A 22,724-nucleotide genomic window follows, 5' to 3' on the forward strand; every position below is an offset into this window, starting at 1 on the left:
GCATGACATGGGGGAGCGGATGAGTCTGCGGCAGATGGAATATCTGGTCACGGTGGTCGAAGAGGACTCCTTCACCGCTGCCGCCGAACTTCTGGGGGTCAGTCAGCCGACGCTGTCGCACCAGGTCAAGGCCCTTGAGGCGGAGATCGGCGGTCCTCTGCTCGAACGGCTGTCGCGCGGGGTGCGGCTGACGGCCATGGGCCGCGCCTATCTGCCCCATGCCGAACGGGCGGTGCGCAGTGCCCGGCAGGCGCGGCGCGCGGCACGGGCCGCCGCCGGGACCGAAGGTGGCGAACTGCACATCGCCACTCTGCACGCCCTCGCCGTCGGGGTGCTGCCCGAGGTGTTCGCCCACTGGCGGCGTGAACACCCCGGTGTGCGGCTGGTGGTGCGCGAGTACGCCAACAGCGAGGAGCTCGGCGAGCACATGGAGCGCGGGGTGGCGGACCTCGCCGTCGGCCACCGGCCCGCGGGCTGGCCGGGCCCGGTGGTCCCCCTCGGCCGGGAAGAGATCGTGGTGGTCGTCCCCGATGGGGACCCGCTGGCCGGACGGGAGTCCATACGGCTGGCGGAGCTGGCCGACCACGACTGGGTGCGCTGTGCGCTGGAGCCGGTGATCGACGGGCGTCGCGTACTGGACGCGGCTTGCGAGCGGGCCGGGTTCACCCCGCGGGACGGGGTGCACACCGAACACTCCTCGACCGCGGTGCGGATGGCGTCCGCCGGTTCGGGCATCGTCGTCACCCCCGCGCATGTCGCCGCTGGGCACCGCTGCGCCGTGGTGAGCCTCGACCCGCCGTGGTCTCGCGAAGTGGTCGCGTTCTCGCGCGTGGCCCTGACCGGAGCGGCCGCCGCCTTCGTCGAGCTGCTCGGCCGCACCGCCCGCCTGGGCCGGACGGAGGCGTCCGAAGGTGAGGCGCGGGGGCAGGGGCCGGTTGAGACCTCGGCCGAGGCCGAGGAGGAGGTGGTGTCGGCGCGGACCGTGGTGTAGCGCCCGGGGCAGGCACGCCGGGCGAAGGATGCGAGACGTCGGTGGCCGTCGGCCTCGGGGGCCCGGACCCGATGTCGTCCACGGTGAATGCGACGGCGTCGTCGCGCGAGGGGACAGGGGCGTAAGGGGTGACGTAAGGAGGCCCGCCCGCCGTTGGGCCTCGGTCCGGTGGGCCGGCACCGGTGGCCGGTCCCGTCGGCCGGACGGCCCGGCGACCCGGTCCACCGGACGGCTCAGCGGTGTGGCGGCCCGGTCGCCCAGTCGGCCGGGCCGGTCGGCGGGGGATCAGTCGGCCGTGGGCCCAGTCCGTCTGCCGGACGGGCGGTCCGGGCCCAGGGTTCCGCCGCGCCGGCGGCGGCGCTCGACCGGCGTCGTCTCCGTCTGAGTCTCCGACTGGTCCGTGCCATGCCCCCCGCCCCGTCACGCCCGCATCAGCAGGGCCACCGGGAGTCGGGACAGCAGGTCGGCCAGGAGGCAGGGACCGTCGATCGTGCGGCCGGTCAGCAGATCGTGCCACGGGCCGGACGGCAGGGGGAGCCGGGTGGTGCCCCAGCCGCCCGCCGCGGCCAGCCGTCGCGACAGCCGGGTGACCACCGTGATCGCCCCACCGGCTGTGGCCCGGCCGCCGTCCCCGGACCCACTGGTCGCGTAGCCGCCTTCCGCGACGACGCCGGGGGTCCGGGCGAAGGCGACGCAGTGCGCGGCGGCCGGGCCTTCGGCCCGCAGCGGGAGATAGCCACTGCCCGCGCCGAACCACTCGGGGTGTTCACGTCGCAGCCGGAGCGCGGCCGAGGTCAGCAGCAGCTTCTCGGTGGACGGCCCGTCCGCCTCCCGCCCCGCGTCCAGGGCGACCAGCACCTCCGGACGCGGAGTGGGCGGACGGCGGTTGTCCGGGTCGACCAGGGCGCGGTAGCTGTGCTCGGTGCCCATGTAGAGATCGGGGACGCCGGGCATGGTCAGCTGCACCAGCGCGGCGCCCAGCGCGATGGCCCGGGCCGGGGCGTCGACTTCGGCGCCGAGCTCCGCCCACACCGGCGCGCCGGGGTCGCCCGGTCCCCGCACCGATTCCAGACAGCCCGTCACCGCCTCCTCATACGCCGCGTCCTGCTCCGTCCATGTGGTGCGCAGCCCGGCCTCGCGCACGCCCTTGAGTACCGCCGGGACCAGCCGGGCGGGGTCCGCGTGGCCGAGGCCGAGTGCGGTCTGCCACACCGCCCAGACCGTCCGGGCGTCGAGGGCCGCCGACCCGGCCGTCCCCGTCCCCGTCCCCGTCCCCGTCCCCGTTCCCGTCCCCGTTCCCGTCCCCGTTCCCGTCCCCGTTCCCGTCCCCGTTCCCGTCTCCGTCTCCGTCCGTGCCAGCTCCCGAGCCATCAGCCGCCCCCACCACTCCGGCGACTCGGTCAGCGCCGCGATCCGTGCCCGGACGTCCGCGCTGCGCTTGGTGTCATGCGTGGACAGCACCGTGCCGGTCGCCGGCCAGTCGCGCAGCAGCCGCGCCGCGAAGGCGTGGAACTCCTCGGCGGGGACGGCGGGGTGCCCGGGGTCGCCGCCGACCTCCGCCGCCGAGAGCAGCGGGGTGTAGCGGTAGAAGGCCGTGTCCTCCACCGACTTGGCGCGCAGCGCCGCCGCGGTCTGCGCGAAGCGTGCGCAGAAGTCCCGGTGGTGCGGACCGTCGCCGAGCCTGCCCAGTGCCGCGTCCCGCACGGTGTCCACGGCCCGCGCCTCCTCCGGCACCGCGAACGCCGCCCTGGCGCCCCGCGCGGCCTCCTCCAGCAGCACGGCGTCCCCGTCCGGCGCAGGCGTGCCCACGACCACGTACGGGCGGTAGACGGGCAGCCGTACCAGCAGTTCGCGCACGGCCGTGCGCAGCGTCCAGGGCGCGTGGTCGCGCAGCCGGGGCGAGGCCTCGCAGATCCGCTCGGCGGTCCGCACCAGCCGTTCCACCTCCGCCGCCAGCTCCCGCGTCACCACCTCATGGGCGGCGCGGCGCACGGTCGCGGCCCATTCGCCGCCCTCGTCCGCCCCGGCCGCCGTGAGGTCCTGGTAGATCACGGTCAGCGCGGCCAGCCCGCCGGGGTCGAGGAAGAGCCCGTCGATGTGGTGCAGCGCGTCATAGCCGGTGGTTCCGGCCACCGGCCAGTCATCGGGCAGCCGTTCGTCCCGGGCGAGGATCTTCTCCACGACGGTCCACCGTCCCGCGCCCCCTGTCGCCTCCCGCACCGCCCGGTCCAGCCGCCGCAGATAGCCGGCCGGGTCGGCGAGGCCGTCCGGATGGTCCACCCGGAGCCCGTCGACCACCCCGTCCCGCATCAGCTCCAGCAGCTTGGCGTGGGTCGCCGTGAACACCTCCGGATCCTCCACCCGCACCGCGATCAGCTCGTTGATGGTGAAGAAGCGCCGGTAGTTCAGTTCGGTGCGGGCCAGCCGCCACCAGCCGAGCCGGTACCACTGGGCGTCCAGCAGTTCGGGCAGCGGCAGCCCCGCGGTGCCGGGCCGCAACGGCACGGTGTGGTCGTCATAGCGCAGGACCGCCTCGTCGCCCTCGCCCTCCACCGCCAGCCGTTTGAGCTCCTCGCCGAGCGGACCGCCCAGCACCGGCAGCAGCACCTTGCCGCCGTGCTCCGCCCAGTCGATGTCGAACCAGCGCGCGTACGGCGAGGCGGGCCCCTCCCGCAGCACCTCCCACAGCGGCCGGTTGAGCCGCTCGGGCACGGGCGCGGCCATGTGGTTGGGGACGATGTCCACGATCAGCGCCAGGCCGTGCGCCCGCGCCGTACGGGCCAGCGCCCGCAGGCCGTCCTCGCCGCCCAGCTCGGCCCGGACCGCGGTGTGGTCCACCACGTCATAGCCGTGGGTGGAGCCGGGCCGGGCCTCAAGGACGGGGGAGAGATGCAGATGGGAGACGCCGAGCGAGGCCAGGTACGGCACGGTCCGCCGCGCCGCCTCGAAGGGGAAGCCGGGCTGGAGCTGTAACCGGTAGGTGGCGGTGGGCGCCATGGGGTCAGCCGTCATAGGAACGTATGTACCCAGACCGGGGGCACCATCAGAGGCCGCGCACCCATACGGGTGCTCCCACCTCCTCCGCCCGACCCGGCCGCCGGGCTCCCGCCGTCGCTCCCGCCGCCTCCTATGCGGGGCGCTGGAGCACCATCAGGCTGCGGTCCACCAGCGTCAGCCGGTCGCCCGCCGCCACCTTCGCGCCGCTGCCGGGCTCCACCCCTTCCGGTTCCGCGGTGTCCACGATGACCTGCCACGACTTGCCGTGGTCGACCGGAACCGTGAACTCCAGCGGCTCGTGGTGCGCGTTGAACAGCAGCAGGAAGGAGTCATCGGTGATCCGCTCTCCACGCACCCCAGGCTCCGAGATCGCGCTCCCGTTGAGGAAGACCGTCAGCGACTTGGCGTGGGCCGCCTGCCAGTCGCGCTGCCGCATCTCCTCGCCCTCATGGGTGAACCAGACGATGTCCGACAGCTCGTCGTGGGTGCCCTCCACCGGCCGCCCGTGGAAGAAGCGGCGGCGCCGGAAGACCGGGTGGTCACGGCGCAGCCACACCAGCGAGCGGGTGAAGCGCAGCAGTTCCAGCGCCGAGCGGTCCTCCTCGCCGCCGTCCTTGCCGGGGTTCGGCCAGGTCACCCAGGAGACCTCGTTGTCCTGGCAGTAGGCGTTGTTGTTGCCGCCCTGGGAGCGCGCGAACTCATCGCCGTGGCTGAGCATCGGCACGCCCTGCGAGAGCATCAGGGTGGCGATGAAGTTGCGCATCTGCCGCTGGCGCAGCGCCCGCACCTCGAGGTCGTCGGTCTCGCCCTCGGCCCCGCAGTTCCAGGAGCGGTTGTAGCTCTCGCCGTCCTGGTTGGACTCGCCGTTGTCCTCGTTGTGTTTCTCGTCGTAACTCACCAGGTCGCGCAGGGTGAAGCCGTCATGGCAGGTGACGAAGTTGACCGAGGCCAGCGGACGGCGGCCGTCGCCCTGGTAGAGGTCGGAGGAGCCGGTCAGCCGGGAGGCGAACTCGGCCAGGGTGCGCGGCTCCCCGCGCCACAGATCGCGCACGGTGTCCCGGAACTTCCCGTTCCACTCGGTCCACAGCGGCGGGAAGTTGCCCACCTGGTAGCCGCCCTCGCCGACGTCCCAGGGCTCCGCGATCAGCTTCACCTGGCTGACCACCGGGTCCTGCTGCACCAGGTCGAAGAACGAGGACAGCCGGTCCACCTCGTGGAACTGCCGGGCCAGGGTGGCCGCCAGGTCGAAGCGGAAGCCGTCGACATGCATCTCGGTGACCCAGTAGCGCAGCGAGTCCATGATCAGCTGAAGGACGTGCGGACTGCGCATCAGCAAGGAGTTCCCGGTGCCGGTGGTGTCCATGTAGTACCGCCGGTCGTCCGTCAGCCGGTAGTACGAGGCGTTGTCCAGCCCCCGGAAGGACAGCGTGGGGCCCAGGTGGTTGCCCTCGGCCGTGTGGTTGTAGACCACGTCGAGGATCACCTCGATCCCCGCCTGGTGCAGCGCCCGCACCGCCGATTTGAACTCCAGGACCTGCTGGCCCCGGTCGCCCCAGGAGGCGTAGGCGTTGTGCGGGGCGAAGAAGCCGATGGTGTTGTAGCCCCAGTAGTTGGCGAGCCCCATGTCGACCAGCCGGTGGTCGTTCACGAACTGGTGTACGGGCATCAGTTCGAGCGTGGTGACGCCCAGCTCCGTCAGATGCTCGATGATCGCCGGGTGCGCCAGCGCCGCATAGGTGCCCCGCAGCTCGTCCGGCAGCCGGGGGTGGCGCATCGTCAGCCCCTTGACATGGGCCTCATAGATGACGGTGCGGTGGTAGTCGGTGCGCGGCGGACGGTCGTCTGCCCAGTCGAAGTACGGGTTGACCACCACCGACGCCATGGTGTGCGGGGCGGAGTCCAGGTCATTGCGCTTGTCCGGCCGGTGGAAGTGGTAGCCGTAGACCTCCTCGCCCCAGTCGATCCGGCCGCTGATCGCCTTCGCGTAGGGGTCCAGCAGCAGCTTGGCGGAATTGCAGCGGTGGCCGAGCTGCGGTTCGTACGGGCCGTGGGCCCGGAAGCCGTAGCGCTGCCCTGGCATGATCCCCGGCAGATAGGCATGGCGCACGAACGCGTCGGTCTCGCGCAGTTCGACGGCCGTCTCCGAGCCGTCGTCGTGCAAGAGGCACAGTTCGATCCGAACCGCTGCCTCCGAGTACACCGCGAAGTTGGTTCCGGCGCCGTCGTACGTGGCGCCCAGGGGGTAAGCCTGTCCCGGCCAGACCTGCATGTGTCGACTCTTCCACTTCTCCTCCGGGGGCCGCGAGCACCCGTGGCACCGGACGGAACCGGATCGGGAGGGAATCCTTTCCCAACTCACCCGGTCTGACAGCGGTTTCGGCGGAAATTCCTCACATGGCAGGCAACCTACGGCCAGATTGGTTCGTCCTACCGGGTGACCTTCGCATACGCGATTTACCGCTATGCAAATGGATATGTCGACTGGGGGGATTGGGGGAGGATGTGCGCACGATGATCCACCGGCACCTGGGCAAGGTGGTGGCCGGTGCGGCCGTGGCGGTCACCGCCGGCGCGGCGCTGATCGCGGTCATGCTGCCGGGCAGTGCGTCCGGTGACGAGGGACCGGGTGGGGGAGGGCCGCAGGGTTCGGCGGCCGAGCAGGGCCAGGCGTCGCCGCGGCCCGGAGTGGTGGAGTCCGCGCCCGATGGGGCGAAGAAGGGCACCGGACGGGATCCGCTGACCGAGGACGAGATGAAGCGTGCCCAGTCGCTGGCGCTCAGCCGCGACTTCCGGGCCGGAAGTGAGAACGTCAAGGGGAAGACGGGCCCCCAGCACCTCTCGACCGACCTCGCGGAACTGGGGCCGGACGAGGTCGGCAAGGCTGCCCCGCCCCGGCGTGCCGAGGTCACGTACTACGACTACAAGGACGACACGTATGTGACCAAGACGGTCGACCTGGGCACCGGCAAGGTCGAGAACACCGACACCCAGCGGGGTGTCCAGCCGCCGCCCAGCCGTGGGGAGGCCGTGGAGGCCGCCCGGCTGCTGATCGGCGACAAGCTGGGCGCGGGTCTGCGGAAGGACTTCAAGGACGCCACGGGCAGGACGCTGACCGCCCCCGGCCAGCTCACCGTGACCGGCTTCGTCTACCGGGGGAGCGGGGACAGCGCGGGACCGGCCTCCGTCCAGGACTGCGGTGAGCACCGCTGCCTGCGGCTGTTCACCCGGGTCGTCAACGGTCCGTGGATCGACACCCGTCAGCTGGTGGTCGACCTGAGCGACCGTTCCGTCGCCCGGCTGGACTGACGCCGCCCGGACGCTCACCCACGCCCACTCACTTGTGAACCAACAGGAGTCCTCCATGCCTGGAAGAAGGCTCGGCCGCGCCCGGCTCAGGGTCGCGGCTGCCGTCGGCGCCACCACGCTGCTCGGCACCGTGGCGGTCGCCGCGGGCCCCGCCCAAGCGGCCCCCGCGAAGCTCCCCGCCAAGGCCCCCGCACCCACCGCGGCCTGCAGCACGCCCTACAAGATCGAGCAGACGCTGGACGGCGGCACCACCTGGCGGATGTGCTGGCACTACGAGAGCAAGGCCGGGCTCGTGCTCGACGACGTCTCGTACCAGCCCAAGGGCGAGTCCGCCCCGATCAAGGTGCTGACCTCGGCCAAGCTGGGTCAGATCCATGTGCCGTACGACGACGGCAGCAATGAGTACGACGACCTCACCGGCCAGGGCTTCTCCCAGGGTCTGATGCAGCTGGACCCGGCCGAGTGCCCCGGCGGCACCATCAAGACCGTCCGGGTGCCGGACGCCTGGGACCCCAGCCGGCCGGACGTGAAGGGTCTGTGCGCCACCACCCGCGCCCGCGGCCACGCCTACCGGATGTCGGGCGAGGGGGACAAGGTCTTCCAGCGGCAGGGCAAGGACCTGCTGCTCTACACCGTCAACCAGGTCGGCTGGTACGAGTACATCACCGAGTGGCGGTTCTCCGGTGACGGCACCATGTCCATGCAGGTCGGCGCCACCGGCACGCTCTCCCCGATGGACTACGACGCCGGTGACGGCCGGGGCTGGCCGATCGGCAAGGGCGCCAAGGACTTCGCCACCAGCCATGCCCACAACGTCTTCTGGCGGCTGAACTTCGGTCTCGACGGTTCGCCCAAGAGCAAGATCGAGCAGTACGACTCCAAGACCACCGCCACCTCCGGTCAGATCCCCAAGACCAAGACCACCCGCAAGCAGGTCACCAAGGAGCTCGCCGGGGACGCCGCGGAGGCGCGCTGGTGGCGTGTGGTGAGCACCGCGGGCAAGAACAAGGACGGCCATCCGCGGAGCTACGAGATCGTGCCCGGCCACACCACCAAGTACCAGGGCCGTAGCTACACCAAGCACGACGTGTACTTCACCGAGTACAACAAGTGTGAGCAGTTCGCCACCCACAACCTCCGCAACTGCGGCCGCGGCGCGGGCAAGTCCGTCGACAAGTGGGTCACCGGCCAGACGCTCAAACACCCGATCGTATGGGTCAACATCGGTTTCCATCACATCGCCCGTGACGAGGACCAGGAGCCGATGCCGGTCCACTGGCAGGGCTTCCAGCTCGCTCCGCGCGATGTCACCGCTATGAATCCGCTCACGCCTCCTGCACTCTCCGGTCACAACGGCCATACGGAAGAGGCCGGTTGACCGATAGGTCGATCGAGAGTGCTGCACCGCCTCCGCCCGCGCAGTAGTCTGCGGTGATCGTTGGACGGGGGCGGAAGGCGGTGCACAGGTGAGCTCGGGCGGTCTGGAGCTGCCCCCTGGTGACGGAGGTCCCGGGGGTGACGGCTCCACCGACGCACCTCCCGGCGCGGTGTCCCTGGTGCGGCCGATGGAGATCGGAGCGGAACTGGACTGGGGCGCCGACGCCTGGGCCGAGGTGCGGACGCGTGCGCGCCGGGCCGGACGTGCCTACATCTGGCTGAATCTGGTGGAACAGCGACTCCGCGCGGTCGTCGGTGCCGTTCTCCGGCCCATCTACGAACCGGTCCACGGCGATGACTGGGTCATCGCCGCGGCCGGGCCCGCCGGACAGGAGTGGGTGCAGCGCGCGGTGGCGGTCCGTGAGGTGTCCCGCCGCAAGGGCTATCTGCTCGACCCCGCCGACGACAATGTGCTGAGCTTCCTCACCCTCCCGCAGCTGCGGGAGCTGCTGGTCCAGCACTGGCCGTGCTTCGAGCCCTACCTCGACGACCGCCGTGAGGTCGAACTCGCCCTGGACGAGCTGGAAGTGGCGCGCAACGTCGTCTCCCGCAACCGGGCCCTGTCCGAGACCGTTCTCGCCCAGGCCGAGCGTGCCTCGGCCCGCCTGCTGGAGATACTCGGCAGCGGCACCGGCACCCCCTCGGCGGACCGGCTGCCCATCGACGCCGTCGAGGACCTGGTCGGCGACCGCTACGCCGATGTGGTGGGTGTCCACTCCGACCGGGTGCGGCTCCAGCGCCAGCTGCCCGCCGAGGACCTCTTCGAGGGCGCCCGTCGCCTGGACGCCGTCGGTATCGGACTCAACCTCCTGGTCCAGAACTACTCCGGCCGCCGGCTGGTGCGGCTGGCCGAGTCCGGCTGCCGGGCGCGGCTGCTCTTCCTCAACCCCGCCAGCAGCGCCGTCCGCCGCCGGGAACGCGAACTCGGCCTGAAGAAGGGCGAGATGAGCCGCTCGGTGGAGATGAACATCCTCCATATGCGGCGGGTCCGGGCCCGGCTGCGCGATCCCGGTGCCTTCGAGATCCATGTCTTCGACGAGACCCCCCGTTTCACCGCCTACCTGGTGAACGGCGACGGCGCCGACGGCCTCGCGGTCATCCAGAGCTATCTGCGCAAGGCCCGTGGGATGGAGGCCCCGGTGCTGGTGCTGCGCGGCGGCGGCCGTGGCCGCGATGTGGTGCGCGCGGGCCAGGGCGCGGGCGCCGTGGTCGACGGCGGGCTGTTCGGCACCTACCGGGAGGAATTCGAGAGCGTCTGGGCGGACTCCCGCCCGGTCTCCTGACCCGCCGCCCCGTCCGCGGAGCCTCCTGCTCCGGTCCGGGATGTCGTACCCCGTCCGTACGCTCCTGCCATGCCGAACGCGTATACGACCCTGTGGACCAATGACGTCTGCCGCTACCTCCGGCGGAAGGGGCAGGAGGGGGAGCGCCTGGTGATCCTCTTCGGAGGGCCCCATCTGTCGCTGCCCAGCTTCGTACGCGCCGGAGTGGAGGAAGGCGACCACATCTATCCGGTGCGGGCCTTCCGCAAGCGGCTGTGGGCGCTCGGCCGGATGGAGGTCGGCCGGATCCTCCCCTATGACACGGTCGGTGAGCGGACCGCCCTGGAGGACTATGTCCGGCTGCTGCGCTGAGACGGTCTGAAGGCCGGGGGCGTCAGCGAGGTCCTCCTCGGCCCGCCGGGTTCCCCGCTCCGTTTCGACCGCCCGCTGCCGCCGGACCTGTTGACGTCGCTCACCTACACCTCGCGCCGCGGTGAGCGCCGTCTGAAGCACGTGGCCGACGGGGAACTGCGCCACTCCACCGGTGTGCAGGGCATCTTCCGGCTGGCCCCGGAGTCGGCGGCGGCCATGGAGGCGCTGGTGGCCATGGAGGCGTCGGTGGCCGTCGAGGCGTCGGTGCCGGAGGGGCCGTCCCCGGACGGTGTTGTCAGTGGCCCGTGCGAAGGTGAGCGCAGTAAGGGAAAACCGGGGGAAACCGGGGGAATCATGCCAAGGGAGGGCAGCCATGGGCTGGCACCGTGAGCTTCTGATCGGATTCGATCTGGAGACGACGGGCACGGATCCGCGTACCGCGCGGATCGTGACGGCGGCCGTGATCGAGGTGAAGGGCGGGGAGCCGATCGCACGGCGGGAGTGGCTGGCCGATCCGGGAGTGCCCATTCCGGACGGTGCCGTGGCGGTGCACGGGATCACCGACGAGCGGGCGAGGGCCGAGGGGCGGCCCGCCGTGGAGGTGGTGGACGAGGTGGCGGACGCGCTGGTCGCGCACTGGCGCCGGGGCGCCCCCGTGGTGGCGTACAACGCGGCGTTCGATCTCAGCCTGCTGGCCGCCGAGTTGGGGCGGTACGGACTGCGATCGCTGAGCGAGCGGCTGGACGGCGCCGAGACCGGGCCGGTCGTCGATCCGTACACGATAGACCGGGCCGTCGACCGGTACCGCAAGGGCAAGCGGACACTGGCGGCGGTCTGCGGGGAGTACGGGGTGGCGCATGAGCGGGCCCATGAGGCCGGGGCGGACGCGCTGGCGGCGGTCCGGGTGGCCTGCGCGGTCGCCGAGCGCCACCGCGAGGTGGCCGGGCTCGGACTGTGGGACCTGCACCGTAAGCAGGTGGCCTGGTACGCCCACTGGGCCGCCGACTTCCAGTCCTGGCTGCGCCGCAAGGGCACACCTGACGCGGTGGTGGACGGCAGCTGGCCGCTGCGCGAGGTGGGGACCGCGGCGGCGTAGCGCCCTCCGGCCGGACGGGTGCTCCCCGCACCGATGAGTTTCCCGGCTCCGGCCGGTCCGTACAGGTAGAGGAAGAAACGGACCGGAATGAGGAGGACCCCCGTGACGCAACAGAGCCCGAACGTCGATCTCGGCCCCGCGGCCGGCCGGGTCACCGCGCTGCTCGGCGGTGTCTCGGACGATCAGCTGACGGCACGCACCCCCTGTTCGGAGTACGTGGTGGGGGACCTGCTGGACCACATGATGGGGCTCGCGCTCGCCTTCCAGGACGCGGCGCACAAGAAGGCGCCGGAGGACCCGGAGCGATCCGCACCCGGTCAGGGGTCCGCGGCGCGGCTGGAGCCGGGCTGGCGGGAGGAACTGCCCCGGCGGCTGGACGGCATGGCGGCCGCGTGGCGGGACCCGGCGGCCTGGCAGGGGAATGCGCAGGCCGGGGGAGTCACCATGCCCGCCGAGGTCATGGGGCTGGTCGCGCTGGACGAACTGGTGATCCACGGCTGGGATCTGGCCCGCGCGACCGGCCAGCCCTTCGACTGCGACGCCCGCAGCACCGAGGCCGTCCTCGCCCTGCTGTCGCAGTCCGCCCTGGAGGACCGCCCGAAGGAACTGTTCGGCGCGGTCGTCCCGGTGCCGGAGAGCGCCCCGCCGCTCGACCGCGCGGTAGGCCTCAGCGGCCGCGACCCCGCCTGGCGGGCGTAGGCGCCCGCGGGACGGCGCACGTCGCAGGGGCGGTGCACCGGGGGGCCGTGGTGCGCCACGTCCTGCGGGACCGTTCAGAACGCGTACCAGCGCACCGTCGCGTCGCCGTCCCGCAGGGAGGCCACCCGGCGGGTGAACTCGGTGCGTGCCGCCGGGCTGCCCGGCGCGTGCTGGGCGACCCATGCGCAGCTCGCGGTCTCCCGGGCGCCGCGCAGCACCGCGCACCCCGGCCACTCGCGTACGTCCCAGCCGTAGGCCGCCGTGAAGTCGTCGTAGGCGGCCGGGCCGAGGCCGTAGCGGTCCCGGCTCAGGGCCATCACCACCAGGTCGTGCTCGCGCAGGTCCGAGGAGAACGTCTCCAGGTCGACGAGGACCGGACCGTCCGGTCCGATGTGCACATTGCGGGGCAGCGCGTCCCCGTGGATCGGACCGGGATCGAGCCGCGGGGTGAGCTCGGCGGCCGCGGCCGCGAAGTCGTCCCGGCGGGACCGCAGATACGCCGCGTCCGCCGGATCGATCGCGTCCCCGGCCAGCCGCAGCCACCGTTCCACGCCGCCCAGCAGTTCCCGCCGCGGCAGTTCCAGCGACAGCCCGGCGGGCGGCTCCGGCAGGGCGTGCACCAGATGCAGCAGGGTGGCCAGGTCGCGGGGCCCGGCGGGCCGCACCGGTTCGGGGAGCTGCTGCCAGTACGTCACCAGATGGCCGGAGAACGGCAGCGGCTGCTCCGAGCCGTAGCGCCGGTCCGGCCGCACCGCGGGCAGCCCCTCCCGGGCGAGCCAGTCGGCCACCTTCAGCTCCCGGGCGGCCCGGTCCCACACCTCCAGGTCCCGGCTGACCCGCACCACCAGCGACAGATCGTCCACGGCGAACACGGCGTTCTCCCCGAGGGCCAGCAGCCGGGCCCCGGCCGCCCCGGCCCGGTACGGCGGCAGCGCCGCCCCCAGCACCGCCCGCGCCCGCTCCTCCGTGAACGCCCCGTCCACCACGCCGTACCCCCTTCGCCTCCCGTGAGCCACGCCTCATCATGCACCGCCGTCCGTCCGGTGATCGCCGTCGGGTGCGCCGCCCCGGACGGGGCGGGGCCAACTCCCGTACGCCGCGCCGCGGGTCGTATGCCTTGACTGCGCCCGTCCCCCTCCGCACGATGACGTGGGCTTCCCCATCGGGCCGCCCCGTACCGCTCCGTGCCACCGCCCGCACCGCCGCGCCCTCGAAGGAGCCTCCTGACGTGACACCCATGACCGCGACGGCGCGGCCGGATCGGAGAGCGGGGGCGGGGGCGTCCGGTGGGGGTGCGCCGGGGGTCCGGCGCGTCACCGGGCACGGCGCCTGGTTCCTGGTGCTGCCCGCGCTGATCCCGATCCTGCTGCTGAGCGTCGGCCCGCTGCTGTACGGGACCGCGCTCGCGTTCACCGACGCGCAGTCGGGGCGGACCGAGCCCACCGAGTGGATCGGGTTGCTCAACTTCCAGGACCTGGCGCAGGACACGCTGTTCTGGGAGTCGTTCCGGATCGGGCTGCTCTGGGCGGTCGCCGTATCGGTGCCGCAGTTCGTGCTGGCGCTCGGGCTGGCGCTCCTCCTCAACCAGAACCTCCGCTTCCGGTGGCTGGCACGGGCGTTGGCGATCGTTCCGTGGGCGATGCCGGAGGTGGTGGTCGGCATCATGTGGCGGCTGGTCTACCACCCGGAGGCGGGCATCCTCGGGGAGACGCTGGGCACCCAGCGGGACTGGCTGGGGAGTCTGGGCACGGCGCTGCCCGCGGTGGTCGTGGTCGGCATCTGGGCGCGGCTGCCGCAGGTGACGGTGGTGCTGCTGGCGGGGCTCTCCAACGTGCCGCGGGAACTGCACGAGGCCGCGGCGATGGACGGCGCGGGCGCGTGGCGGCGGTTCCGCACCGTCACCTGGCCCGCCATCCGGCCGGTCGCCCTCGCCATCGGCGCGCTCAGCTTCATCTGGAACATCAACTCCTTCGCGCTGGTGTACGTCCTGACCGGTGGCGGGCCCGGCGGACGCACCCGGCTGCCGATGCTCTTCGCCTACGAAGAGGCTTTCCGCTACGGGCAGTTCGGCTATGCGGCGGCGATGGGGTGCGTCCTGGTCGCGGTGGTCTCGGTGCTGCTCGCGGTCCAGCTCGTCGGACGGCTGAGGGGAGACGACCGATGAGCACGGCCTCACGTCCGCCGCGCGGGCTTCTCGTCCGGCGCCGCGCGGCCCGCACCGGTCAGTACCTCGCGCTGCTGGGCTATCTGGTCTTCCTCGGCTTCCCGCTGCTGTGGCTGGTGTCCACCGCGTTCAAATCGCCGCGCGAACTGGCCGGGCTGCACCCCGGCTGGATCCCGGACCACCCGACGCTCGACAATTTCCGGCAGGCGTTCGACGAGCAGCCACTGCTGCGGGCCGGAGCCAACAGTCTGCTCGCCGCGCTGGCCGCGGCCGTCATCGCGGTGGTGATCGCGACCCCGATGGCGTACGTCATGGCGCGGCACCACCGTTCCCCGCTGTCCCGGGCGGCCACCGGCTGGGTGGTGGTCAGCCAGGCGTTCCCCTTCGTACTGGTGATCATCCCGCTGTTCCTGGTGCTCAAGAACCTCCGGCTGATCGACTCCCTCGGCGGGCTGATCCTGGTCTACGTGGTGTGGTCCCTGCCGTTCGCGCTGTGGATGCTCGCGGGGTACGTCCGGGCGGTGCCGCCCGAACTGGAGGAGGCCGCCGCGGTGGACGGCGCGGGGCGGCTCCGGGCGCTGGTCTCGGTCACCATGCCGCTGCTGGCCCCGGGGATCGTGGCCACCGCCCTGTTCGCCTTCATCAACGCTTGGAACGAGTTCTTCTTCGCCCTCGTCCTGCTCAAGTCCCCCGAGAAACAGACGATGCCGGTCATCCTCACCCACTTCATCGGCGCGGAGGGCGTGGCCGACCTCGGGCCGCTGGCCGCCGCCTCGCTGCTGGCGACCCTTCCCTCCCTCGTCCTCTTCGCCGTCATCCAGCGGCGGATCACCAGCGGCACCCTGGCCGGGGCGGTGAAGCACTGATGCGCCGCCGGGGCTTCCTCGCCGGGGCGCTGGCCGCCCCCGCCGTCACCGGGCTGCTGCCGGGCTGTGCTCCGGAGCGGCGCCGCGCCACGGGCGGGAAGGTCAGGCTCCGCTTCCAGTCGCTGGCCTGGCAGAAGGAGTCGGTGGACGCGGTCAGACGGCTGGTGGGGGAGTGGAACGCGGCGCACCCGGACATCACGGTGGAGTACGTCCAGGGCAGCTGGGACAGCGTCCACGACCAGCTGCTCACCTCCTTCGAGGCCGGAGAGGCGCCGGACATCATCCACGACGCCGCCGACGACCTCGCCGACTTCGCCTACGGCGGCTATCTCGCCGATCTCGGCGGGCTGCTGCCGCGCCGGCTGAAGGACGACATCCCGGAGCACAGCTGGCGGACCACCACCTTCGGCGACGGTGTGTTCGGCGTGCCCTTCCTCCAGGAGCCACGGGTGCTGATCGCCCACCGCGCGGCGCTGGAGGAGGCACGGGTGCGCATCCCGACCGCCCGGGACCCGTGGAGCTGGGCGGAGTTCGAGGACGTGGCGCGGGAGCTGACCCGGGGTGGCCGGTACGGGGTGGCCTGGCCGCTCAAGGAGCCCGTCTCCGCGACCCTCAACCTCTCGCTGTCCACCGGCGGCAGGCTCTTCCACCGGGGCGCGGACGGCAAGGTCACCATCCGCTTCGACACGGCCGACCAGCGGGTGCCGCGCACCATCCGCGACCAGGTGGTGCGCGACCGCACGGCCTCCCGCACCACCCTCGGCATGGGCGGTTCGGACACCCTGCCCGGTTTCTTCGGCGGGAAGTACGCGATGGTCCCGCTCGGCTTCTCCTACCGCCAGCAGATCGCACAGCAGGCGCCCGAGGGGTTCGAGTGGACCGTACTGCCGTCTCCTGCGGGCCCGGGCGGCGACCAGCGGCAGGGGGTGAGCCCGCAGACACTGTCCATCGCGGAGGACAGCCCGTACCGGGAGGAGGCCATCCGCTTCCTGGACTTCCTGCTGCGGCCGTCCCCCATGGTGCGGCTCGCGCTCGGCGACTGGATGCTGCCGACCGGCGAGCGCGCCCTGCGCGATCCGGCGCTGCGCACCCGCCGGTACGGCTGGGCCACCGGTACCGCGCTGGCCGGGACGCTGCGCCCGGCGCCCGCCCAGTCGGTGCGCGGCTACCCGGAGTGGAAGGACAAGGTCGCCACACCCGCGCTCCAGGAGTACTACAGCGGGGCGATCGGGCTGGACGGACTGCGGGGCCGGCTGGTCGGGGACGGGAATCTGGTGCTGGCCCGCTACCAGCGCTAGGCCCTGTCCTGCCGCTGCGCCCGTCCGCCCCGCCGGTGCGGGAAATTCATTTCCGCGAGACGTGTCGTCTCGCTTAGCGTGAGGCACATGACCGCATCCCCGCGCCGCCACCGGCCCGCCCACATCGCCATGTTCAGCATCGCCGCCCATGGCCATGTCAACCCGAGCCTGGAGGTGATCCGCGAACTGGTGGCCCGGGGCCACCGGGTCACCTACGCCATCCCCGAGTCCTTCGCGGCCAAGGTCGCCGAGACCGGCGCCGAACCCCGGATCTACACCTCCACCCTCCCCACCGACGACGAACCCGAGGCCTGGGGCACCGAGGTCATCGACCACATCGAGCCCTTCCTCGCCGACGCCGTCCAGTCGCTGCCCCAGCTGCGACAGGCGTACCAGGGCGATGAACCCGACCTCGTCCTCCACGACATCACCGCCTATCCGGCCCCCGTGCTCGCCCGCCGCTGGGGTGTCCCGGCCATCCAGCTCTCGCCCTGTCTCGTGGCCTGGAAGGGCTACGAGGAGGAGGTCGCCGAGCCGATGATGGCCCCGATCCGCGCGACCGAGCGCGGCAGGGCGTACTACGCGCGCTACCGCGCCTGGCTGGACGAGAACGGGATGGCCGACATGGACCCCGACCGGCTCATCGGCCGCCCCGGCGAGTGCATCGTGCTGATCCCCGAGGTGCTCCAGCCCAACGCCGACCGGGTCGACCGCGGCGTCTACACCTTCGTCGGCGCCTGCCAGGGCGACCGGAGCGGTCAGGGTACCTGGCGCCGCCCCGAGGGCCTGGCGTCCGCCGACCGGATCCTGCTGGTCTCGCTCGGCTCGACCTGGACCAAGGAGCCCGCTTTCTACCGCGCCTGTCTGGAGGCGTTCGGGGATCTCGAGGGCTGGTACGTCGTCCTCCAGATCGGCAGACACGTCGACATGGCCGCGCTCGGTGAGATCCCGGCCAATGTCGAGGTGCATCGCTGGGTTCCGCAGCTCAGTGTGTTGCGCCAGGCCGACGTCTTCATCACCCACGCCGGCGCGGGCGGCAGCCAGGAGGGGCTGGCCTGCGGGGTGCCGATGGTCGCCGTACCGCAGGCCGTCGACCAGTTCGGCAACGCCGATGTGCTCCAGGGGCTCGGTGTCGCCCGCCACCTCCCCAAAGAGGAGGCGACCCCCGAGGCGCTGCGGGAGGCGGTGCTCGCCCTCGCCGACGACCCCGAGGTCGCCGCCCGGTGCGCGGCGGTCCGGGAGCGGATGGCGGGCGACGGAGGGACCCGGCGGGCGGCCGACCTCATCGAGGCCCGGCTGTCCACCTGAACCTGCCATTGACCCGTTGTACAGAGCAGACCTATACCCCCCGGGAAAGGTTGCGTTGGTCCGCTCTTGTCTCTTCTGCTACCGGCTTCTTAGCTTTGAGTAAACGCTTGTCAAACGCCAGGAAGCTGAAGAATGACCCGAGACATACCGCCGCTCGCAGAGGTCCGCAGGATCACCGAGAAGAAGCGGGACGCGTGGTGGACCGTGATGCTCGTGGACCCGGTGGCCACACCGCTGGTGCGCTGGACCGCGAAGCACACCCGCGCCACTCCCAACCAGCTCACCTGGGGCGCCTTCCTCGTGGGTCTGGTCTCCGCCGCCTGCTTCGCCCAGGGCGACTGGAGATGGCTGGTGCTCGGCGCGGTGCTGTACCACGTGAGCTTCATCTTCGACTGCATGGACGGCAAGCTGGCCCGGCTGACCGGGACCGGCTCGGTCTTCGGCGCCTGGCTGGACTTCGTCTTCGACCGGATCCGGGTCCTGGTCTGCGCGGTGGCGCTGATGGGCGGCCAGTACCAGCGCACCGGTGAGGTGCTCTACCTCTGGCTCGCGCTGGCCGTGGCCTCGCTGGACGCCCTGCGCTACATCGACTCGCTGGAGATCTTCAAGATCCGGCACGGGATGCGCAAGCAGATCAAGGCCCGGATGCGGGCCGCGCGCAAGGCCGAGAACGCGGCCGAACTCGCCTTCATGGAGGACCTGCTCCGGGACAACCCCGAGGCCGACATCGAGCAGGACCGGGTCACGGTGGCCGCCCTGGACGCGGACGGGACGACGGCCACCGGGCCGGTCGCCCTGGCCGACGCGGACGAGCCCGCCGTCCCGGACGCGGCCCCGGAAGGCGCCCCGGCGGCGCGCCGCCCCGCCGCCGTCGTCGATCTGCACCAGGAGTTCCGGCGCCGCTTCCCGTGGTGGACCCGGTGCCGGAACGTCCTGCTGCGCCACCGCATCCGCGCTCATCTCATCAGCGGTATCGAGTTCCAGATGGGCGTGTTCATCATCGGCCCGGCCCTCGACGCGGTGGTGGCGACGACCGTCGTCTCGGGTGCGCTGCTGCTCGTCTTCGAGCTGGCCATCATCTACAAACTGCTGCTGTCCACCCGGGACTTCACCCGCACCCTGGACTCCTTCGACGCTGCGGCACCCGCCGCCCCTGCCCCGGTGGCGGCGGCCGCCACCCCGGCCACCCCGGTGAGCTCCTGAGCCAGGACGAGCCACTGCGGGGGCGTGACGAAGGCGACGACCACCTCCCGCTCCAGCCCCGCCCGCGCGAACGCGGCGGACAGCCGCCGGGCGGGGCAGATCCGGCGCAGTGACGCGTACAGCGAACCACCGGCACCGGAGAAGCCCAGCTCCACCAGGCCCGCGTAGACGGCCCGTTGAGCCGCGTCCGGCAGCAGCGGCCGAGGACGGCGGATCAGCCGCATGATCCCGCCGTCCACGGCGGGCACCGGCCGGAAGGCGGTCCGCGCCACCCGGCCGCACAGCCGCCACTCCACCTCGGGCCAGGTCCGCACCGTCAGCAGGCTCCAGCGGCCGAAGTCACCGGTGCGCTTGCGGGCGTACTCGAGCTGGGTCAGCAGGGTCGCCGAGGTGGGACCCGGCGCCCGCAGCGCCCAGTCGACGATGTCCGAGGTGCGGGCGTAGGGCACATTGCCCACCAGGGCGAACGGTGCGCGCGGGGGATGCGCGGTCAGGAAGTCCCGGTGGACCACGCGTACGGACGGATACGGGGCGAGCCGCTCACGCAGCCCCGCGATCAGATGGCGGTCGACCTCATAGCTGATCAGCTCACGGCAGAGCGGCGCCAGCGCCTCGGTGAGCACGCCCTTGCCCGCGCCGACCTCGACCAGGAGGTCGCCGGGGCCGGGGCGGGCGGCGCGGACCATCCGGGCCACCGCGCCCGGGTCGGCCAGGAAGTTCTGGGAGAGGGTGCGCCGCGCCCTGTCACGAGCGGTGCGACGGGGCGCGGGGGAACGGCGTCGATTGCGGGCCACGGCCACGGTCCTTCCGGAGCCGGACGGGCGGCGGTGGCAGTGGTGGCAGCCGTGACGGCAGCACCGGACAGGCCCTGCCGCCCGTCCGGAACGAGTAGTTCCTGAACTGGCGGGGGCCCTGGCGCAGGGCATGCGGAAGCGGGCGATCGGGAACGCCGGTGGTCCGGGTACGGCACATCGCCCGGGGCGACGGGTCGTTCAGGACGACGGGCGGCTCACGGACTCAGCGGAGGCTGGGCGCGTCCGGGCCGGCCAGGGCACCGGGGCCGCGCCGCGGACGGCGGGTGAACACGGCACAGGCGCGGACACCCGTCGCCCCGGCACAGCCGGGGGTGGTGACGCGGGTGAACACGCCGATGCCGGGACTGCCGCCCATCGGTGTCCTCCTCCCGGTGCGCCGTTCGCGGGCCGTGTACGACGACACGGAACTCCGCCGTGACCCCGGCACCGTACGAACCGGCCGGGCGAGGGCGCAACGGGTTTTCCGGGGTCCGCTCCACGGGCCGGACGCCCCCGGCCCGCCCCTTCAGGAACCGGCCCGCACGCGGAACCGGCCGCGCGGCCGAAGGGCCACGCGACCGGTTGACGTCGCATGTGAGTCGCTGCGGAGGGGAGGCGGTCAGACCCTGGCGTGCCGCGGCCGGTCGCCGAGGTCGGCGCCGTGACCGTGCGCCGCGCCCACCGGGGCGGTGACGGGCGGCTGCGCGGCGACCGCCTCGTCATGGGTGAGGTCGGGCAGCCACCGCAGCCACTTGGGCAGGTACCAGTTGCGCTCGCCCAGCAGCGCCATCACCGCGGGGAGCAGCACACCGCGGATCACCGTGGCGTCGATGAGCACCGCGGCCGCGAGCCCCACGCCCATCTGCTTCATGCTCTGCATCGACAGCGTTCCGAAGATCGCGAAGACGGCGACCATGATGACGGCGGCGCTGGTGACGACGCCCGCCGTGGTGACCACACCGTGCACCACCGCGTCCTTGGTGGTGCGCCCGGCCAGCCGCGCCTCGCGGATCCGGGAGACCACGAAGACGTGGTAGTCCATGCTCAGCCCGAAGAGGATCACGAAGAGGAACAGCGGCAGCCAGGACACGATCGCGCCCACGCCCTCCGCGCCCACCAGGCCCGCGCCCCAGCCGTGCTGGAAGACCGCGGTGAGGATGCCGTACGCGGCGCCCACCGACAGCAGGTTGAGCACGATCGAGGTCACCGCGATGGTCAGCGACCGGAAGGACATCAGCATCAGCAGGAAGGCGAAGACCACGACGAAGGCGAAGACCGGCGGCGCGGCCGAGCCCAGCTTGTCGTTGAAGTCCTTGGAGGAGGCGGTGGAGCCGCCGACCGGGGCCTCCACCCCGTCCACCGCGCCGAGGGTCGACGGGCGCACCTCGTCCCGCAGGACGGCGAGGCTCTTCTCGCTCTTCGCCTCGTCGGAGCCGCCGATCAGCGGCACCTGGATGACGGCGACGTTCTCCTTCGCGTGGACGGTCACCTTGACCGGCCCCTTGGAGGCGCCCTTGGCCACCGCGTCGGCGCGGAAGCGGCTGATGGCGTCGCGCACCGGTGCGGCGCCGATGTCATCCGCCTTGACCACGACCTCGGCCGGGTCGGGGCCGCCCGGGAACGCCTCGTCGATGTGCTGGTAGGCGGCCACGACCGGCAGCCGGTCGCCGAACTCCTGGTCCATGGTGAGGTTGGCGGTGTTCATGCTCACGGCGGGCACGGCGATGGCGACCAGCGCACCGCCCGCGATCGCCAGCGACAGCTTGGGCCTGCGCAGCACCCGCGCCAGCACCGCGCGCCAGACCCGGCTCTCGCCGTTGCCCTTGCGCTTGGCGCGGGCCAGGAACGGCATCCGCCCCTTCTCCACCCGCTCACCGAGCAGGGAGAGCAGCGCGGGCAGCACGGTCACCGAGCCGACCATCGCCACCGCCACCACCATCAGGGTGGCCAGGCCCATCGCCTTGAACTCGGCGATACCGGTGAAGAGCATGCCCGCCATCGCCACGATGACCGTGACGCCGGAGACGAGGATGGCCCGGCCCGAGGTGGCGGCGGCGATCCGCAGCGCGGTCTGGGCGTCCCGTCCCGCGGCGCGCTCCTCCCGCTCCCGCCGCAGGTAGAACAGGCAGTAGTCGACGCCGACGGCCAGACCCACCAGCAGCATCACGGAGTTGGCGGTGTCGCTCATATGGACCCAGTGGCTGACCACCGCGACCAGACCGGTGGTCGCCAGGAACGCGGTCATCGCCAGCGCCACCGGCAGCAGCGCGGCCACCAGGGCACCGAAGGCGATCAGCAGGATGCCGAGGGCCACCGGCAGGGCCGAGTACTCGGCCTGCTGGAAGTCGTCGCCGAAGGCGTCGTCGAACGCCTTCTGGCCGCTCGCGTCGCCGAACTCCTCGATGAGCAGGTCCGGATGGGCGTCCTGGGCCTTGTCCACCGCGTCCACCACCGGCTGGATGCGCTCCGCCGCCTTCTCCGCGTCGCCGCGGATGTCGAACTGCACCAGCGCCGAACGCCGGTCGGCGGAGATGGTCCGGGTCTGGTACGGGGACTTCACGGCGGTGACCTCGCCGGTGCCGCGGACCGCGCCGATGACCGCGTCGACCGCCTTGTGGAACTCCGGGTCGTTCGCCGTGGTCCCGTTGGCCTTGGCCTGGATCAGGACGGTTTCACCGGCGGCTTCTTCAATGCCCGCCTCGTCGAGAATCTTCGAGACCCGCCCGGACTCGCCGGGAACCTGCTCACTGTCCGAAACATCGACCCGTCCGGCCATCGACCCGACGGCCAGGGCGAGGATGACCAGAAGTACCCATCCGCCGACCGCGGTCCACCGGTGCCGGGCGCTCCAGCTCCCTGCGCGGGCCGCTATACCGCGCGGTCTCTCCAAGCGGTCCGTATCCGCCACGACGTCCCCTTTTCCTGTGGCGG

18 protein-coding genes and 1 pseudogene are annotated in these 22,724 nt (G+C 72.3%); 13 read left to right on the top strand and 6 right to left on the bottom strand.

What is annotated here, in order from left to right; translation table 11 throughout:
* Positions 1–19 precede the first annotated feature (19 nt).
* Positions 20–991: a LysR family transcriptional regulator gene (locus tag AC07FT_RS05970; RefSeq protein WP_479174526.1), complete on the top strand. Its 972-nt coding sequence runs from the start codon at positions 20–22 to the stop codon at positions 989–991.
* Between the two features lie 420 nt (positions 992–1,411).
* Here AC07FT_RS05970 and treY read toward each other — a convergent pair whose 3' ends face one another.
* Both treY and glgX read right to left on the bottom strand, forming a co-directional pair.
* A complete protein-coding gene (gene treY, locus AC07FT_RS05975) occupies positions 1,412–4,003 on the bottom strand; it encodes a malto-oligosyltrehalose synthase (protein WP_479174301.1) in 2,592 nt (863 codons plus the stop codon).
* Between the two features lie 115 nt (positions 4,004–4,118).
* Positions 4,119–6,257 carry a glycogen debranching protein GlgX gene (glgX, locus tag AC07FT_RS05980; protein ID WP_471193072.1) on the bottom strand — a complete coding sequence of 713 codons (2,139 nt, stop codon included), beginning with the start codon at positions 6,255–6,257 and terminating at the stop codon, positions 4,119–4,121.
* Positions 6,258–6,499: 242 nt separating this feature from the next.
* On the opposite strand from glgX, the gene AC07FT_RS05985 reads away from it, so the two are divergent.
* The 7 genes from AC07FT_RS05985 (at position 6,500) to AC07FT_RS06015 (ending at position 12,160) form a co-directional block, all read left to right on the top strand.
* Positions 6,500–7,294, top strand: a complete 795-nt coding sequence (locus AC07FT_RS05985) for a Tat pathway signal sequence domain protein (RefSeq protein ID WP_471193074.1) — start codon at positions 6,500–6,502, stop codon at positions 7,292–7,294.
* A 55-nt stretch (positions 7,295–7,349) separates the two neighbouring features.
* Positions 7,350–8,672, top strand: a complete 1,323-nt coding sequence (locus tag AC07FT_RS05990; RefSeq protein WP_432586370.1) for a copper amine oxidase — start codon at positions 7,350–7,352, stop codon at positions 8,670–8,672.
* A gap of 88 nt (positions 8,673–8,760) precedes the next feature.
* Complete coding sequence (locus AC07FT_RS05995; protein WP_479174303.1) at positions 8,761–10,014, top strand: SAV2148 family HEPN domain-containing protein; 1,254 nt, start codon at positions 8,761–8,763, stop codon at positions 10,012–10,014.
* 69 nt (positions 10,015–10,083) lie between these two features.
* Complete coding sequence (locus AC07FT_RS06000; RefSeq protein ID WP_479174305.1) at positions 10,084–10,365, top strand: hypothetical protein; 282 nt, start codon at positions 10,084–10,086, stop codon at positions 10,363–10,365.
* 90 nt (positions 10,366–10,455) lie between these two features.
* On the top strand, positions 10,456–10,755 hold the full coding sequence (locus AC07FT_RS06005) for a hypothetical protein (RefSeq protein ID WP_479174307.1): 300 nt from the start codon (positions 10,456–10,458) through the stop codon (positions 10,753–10,755).
* Positions 10,739–11,461 (top strand): exonuclease domain-containing protein, encoded by a 723-nt coding sequence (locus AC07FT_RS06010; protein WP_479174309.1) that lies wholly within the window; start codon positions 10,739–10,741, stop codon positions 11,459–11,461. The genes AC07FT_RS06005 and AC07FT_RS06010 overlap by 17 nt, the downstream gene beginning before the upstream one ends.
* A 102-nt stretch (positions 11,462–11,563) precedes the next feature.
* Entirely contained in the window at positions 11,564–12,160 is a 597-nt protein-coding gene (locus AC07FT_RS06015) for a TIGR03086 family metal-binding protein (RefSeq protein ID WP_479174311.1), read from the top strand.
* A 74-nt stretch (positions 12,161–12,234) separates the two neighbouring features.
* On the opposite strand, the gene AC07FT_RS06020 is transcribed toward AC07FT_RS06015, so the two are convergent.
* Positions 12,235–13,146 carry a phosphotransferase gene (locus tag AC07FT_RS06020; protein WP_479174313.1) on the bottom strand — a complete coding sequence of 304 codons (912 nt, stop codon included), beginning with the start codon at positions 13,144–13,146 and terminating at the stop codon, positions 12,235–12,237.
* 251 nt (positions 13,147–13,397) lie between these two features.
* Here AC07FT_RS06020 and AC07FT_RS06025 point away from each other — a divergent pair, with 251 nt between their 5' ends.
* The 5 genes and pseudogenes from AC07FT_RS06025 to AC07FT_RS06045 form a co-directional block, all read left to right on the top strand.
* Positions 13,398–14,324 carry a carbohydrate ABC transporter permease gene (locus tag AC07FT_RS06025; RefSeq protein WP_479174527.1) on the top strand — a complete coding sequence of 309 codons (927 nt, stop codon included), beginning with the start codon at positions 13,398–13,400 and terminating at the stop codon, positions 14,322–14,324.
* Entirely contained in the window at positions 14,321–15,190 is an 870-nt protein-coding gene (locus AC07FT_RS06030; RefSeq protein ID WP_479174315.1) for a carbohydrate ABC transporter permease, read from the top strand. The genes AC07FT_RS06025 and AC07FT_RS06030 overlap by 4 nt, the downstream gene beginning before the upstream one ends.
* Positions 15,190–16,488, top strand: a complete 1,299-nt coding sequence (locus tag AC07FT_RS06035; RefSeq protein ID WP_479174317.1) for an ABC transporter substrate-binding protein — start codon at positions 15,190–15,192, stop codon at positions 16,486–16,488. Before AC07FT_RS06030 ends, AC07FT_RS06035 begins: the two co-directional genes overlap by 1 nt.
* 87 nt (positions 16,489–16,575) lie before the next feature.
* The gene (gene mgt, locus AC07FT_RS06040) at positions 16,576–17,796 is read left to right on the top strand and encodes a macrolide-inactivating glycosyltransferase (RefSeq protein WP_479174319.1); all 1,221 of its coding nucleotides are present in this window, start codon (positions 16,576–16,578) and stop codon (positions 17,794–17,796) included.
* 132 nt (positions 17,797–17,928) lie between these two features.
* A pseudogene (locus AC07FT_RS06045) lies at positions 17,929–18,954 on the top strand (CDP-alcohol phosphatidyltransferase family protein); the annotation flags it as partial.
* Here the strand turns inward: AC07FT_RS06045 and erm are convergent.
* The 3 genes from erm to AC07FT_RS06060 form a co-directional block, all read right to left on the bottom strand.
* Positions 18,876–19,793: an ErmE/ErmH/ErmO/ErmR family 23S rRNA (adenine(2058)-N(6))-methyltransferase gene (gene erm / locus AC07FT_RS06050; RefSeq protein WP_479174321.1), complete on the bottom strand. Its 918-nt coding sequence runs from the start codon at positions 19,791–19,793 to the stop codon at positions 18,876–18,878. The pseudogene AC07FT_RS06045 and the gene erm sit on opposite strands and share 79 nt — an antisense overlap.
* 223 nt (positions 19,794–20,016) lie before the next feature.
* Entirely contained in the window at positions 20,017–20,169 is a 153-nt protein-coding gene (locus tag AC07FT_RS06055) for a hypothetical protein (protein ID WP_471193092.1), read from the bottom strand.
* 243 nt (positions 20,170–20,412) lie between these two features.
* A complete protein-coding gene (locus AC07FT_RS06060; RefSeq protein WP_479174323.1) occupies positions 20,413–22,701 on the bottom strand; it encodes an MMPL family transporter in 2,289 nt (762 codons plus the stop codon).
* Positions 22,702–22,724 lie beyond the last annotated feature (23 nt).

It is taken from the genome of Streptomyces sp. NPDC045899 (genome assembly GCF_056431485.1).

Bases quoted from the DNA above. Each gene is read 5' to 3' on its own strand.
- AC07FT_RS05970 (WP_479174526.1), top strand. From the start codon at position 20: ATGAGTCTGCGGCAGATGGAATATCTGGTCACGGTGGTCGAAGAGGAC.
- AC07FT_RS06030 (WP_479174315.1), top strand. From the start codon at position 14,321: ATGAGCACGGCCTCACGTCCGCCGCGCGGGCTTCTCGTCCGGCGCCGC.
- mgt (WP_479174319.1), top strand. From the start codon at position 16,576: ATGACCGCATCCCCGCGCCGCCACCGGCCCGCCCACATCGCCATGTTC.
- AC07FT_RS05990 (WP_432586370.1), top strand. From the start codon at position 7,350: ATGCCTGGAAGAAGGCTCGGCCGCGCCCGGCTCAGGGTCGCGGCTGCC.
- AC07FT_RS06035 (WP_479174317.1), top strand. From the start codon at position 15,190: ATGCGCCGCCGGGGCTTCCTCGCCGGGGCGCTGGCCGCCCCCGCCGTC.
- AC07FT_RS06025 (WP_479174527.1), top strand. From the start codon at position 13,398: ATGACCGCGACGGCGCGGCCGGATCGGAGAGCGGGGGCGGGGGCGTCC.
- glgX (WP_471193072.1), bottom strand. From the start codon at position 6,257: ATGCAGGTCTGGCCGGGACAGGCTTACCCCCTGGGCGCCACGTACGAC.
- AC07FT_RS05985 (WP_471193074.1), top strand. From the start codon at position 6,500: ATGATCCACCGGCACCTGGGCAAGGTGGTGGCCGGTGCGGCCGTGGCG.
- treY (WP_479174301.1), bottom strand. From the start codon at position 4,003: ATGACGGCTGACCCCATGGCGCCCACCGCCACCTACCGGTTACAGCTC.
- AC07FT_RS06055 (WP_471193092.1), bottom strand. From the start codon at position 20,169: ATGGGCGGCAGTCCCGGCATCGGCGTGTTCACCCGCGTCACCACCCCC.
- AC07FT_RS06000 (WP_479174305.1), top strand. From the start codon at position 10,084: ATGCCGAACGCGTATACGACCCTGTGGACCAATGACGTCTGCCGCTAC.
- AC07FT_RS06010 (WP_479174309.1), top strand. From the start codon at position 10,739: ATGGGCTGGCACCGTGAGCTTCTGATCGGATTCGATCTGGAGACGACG.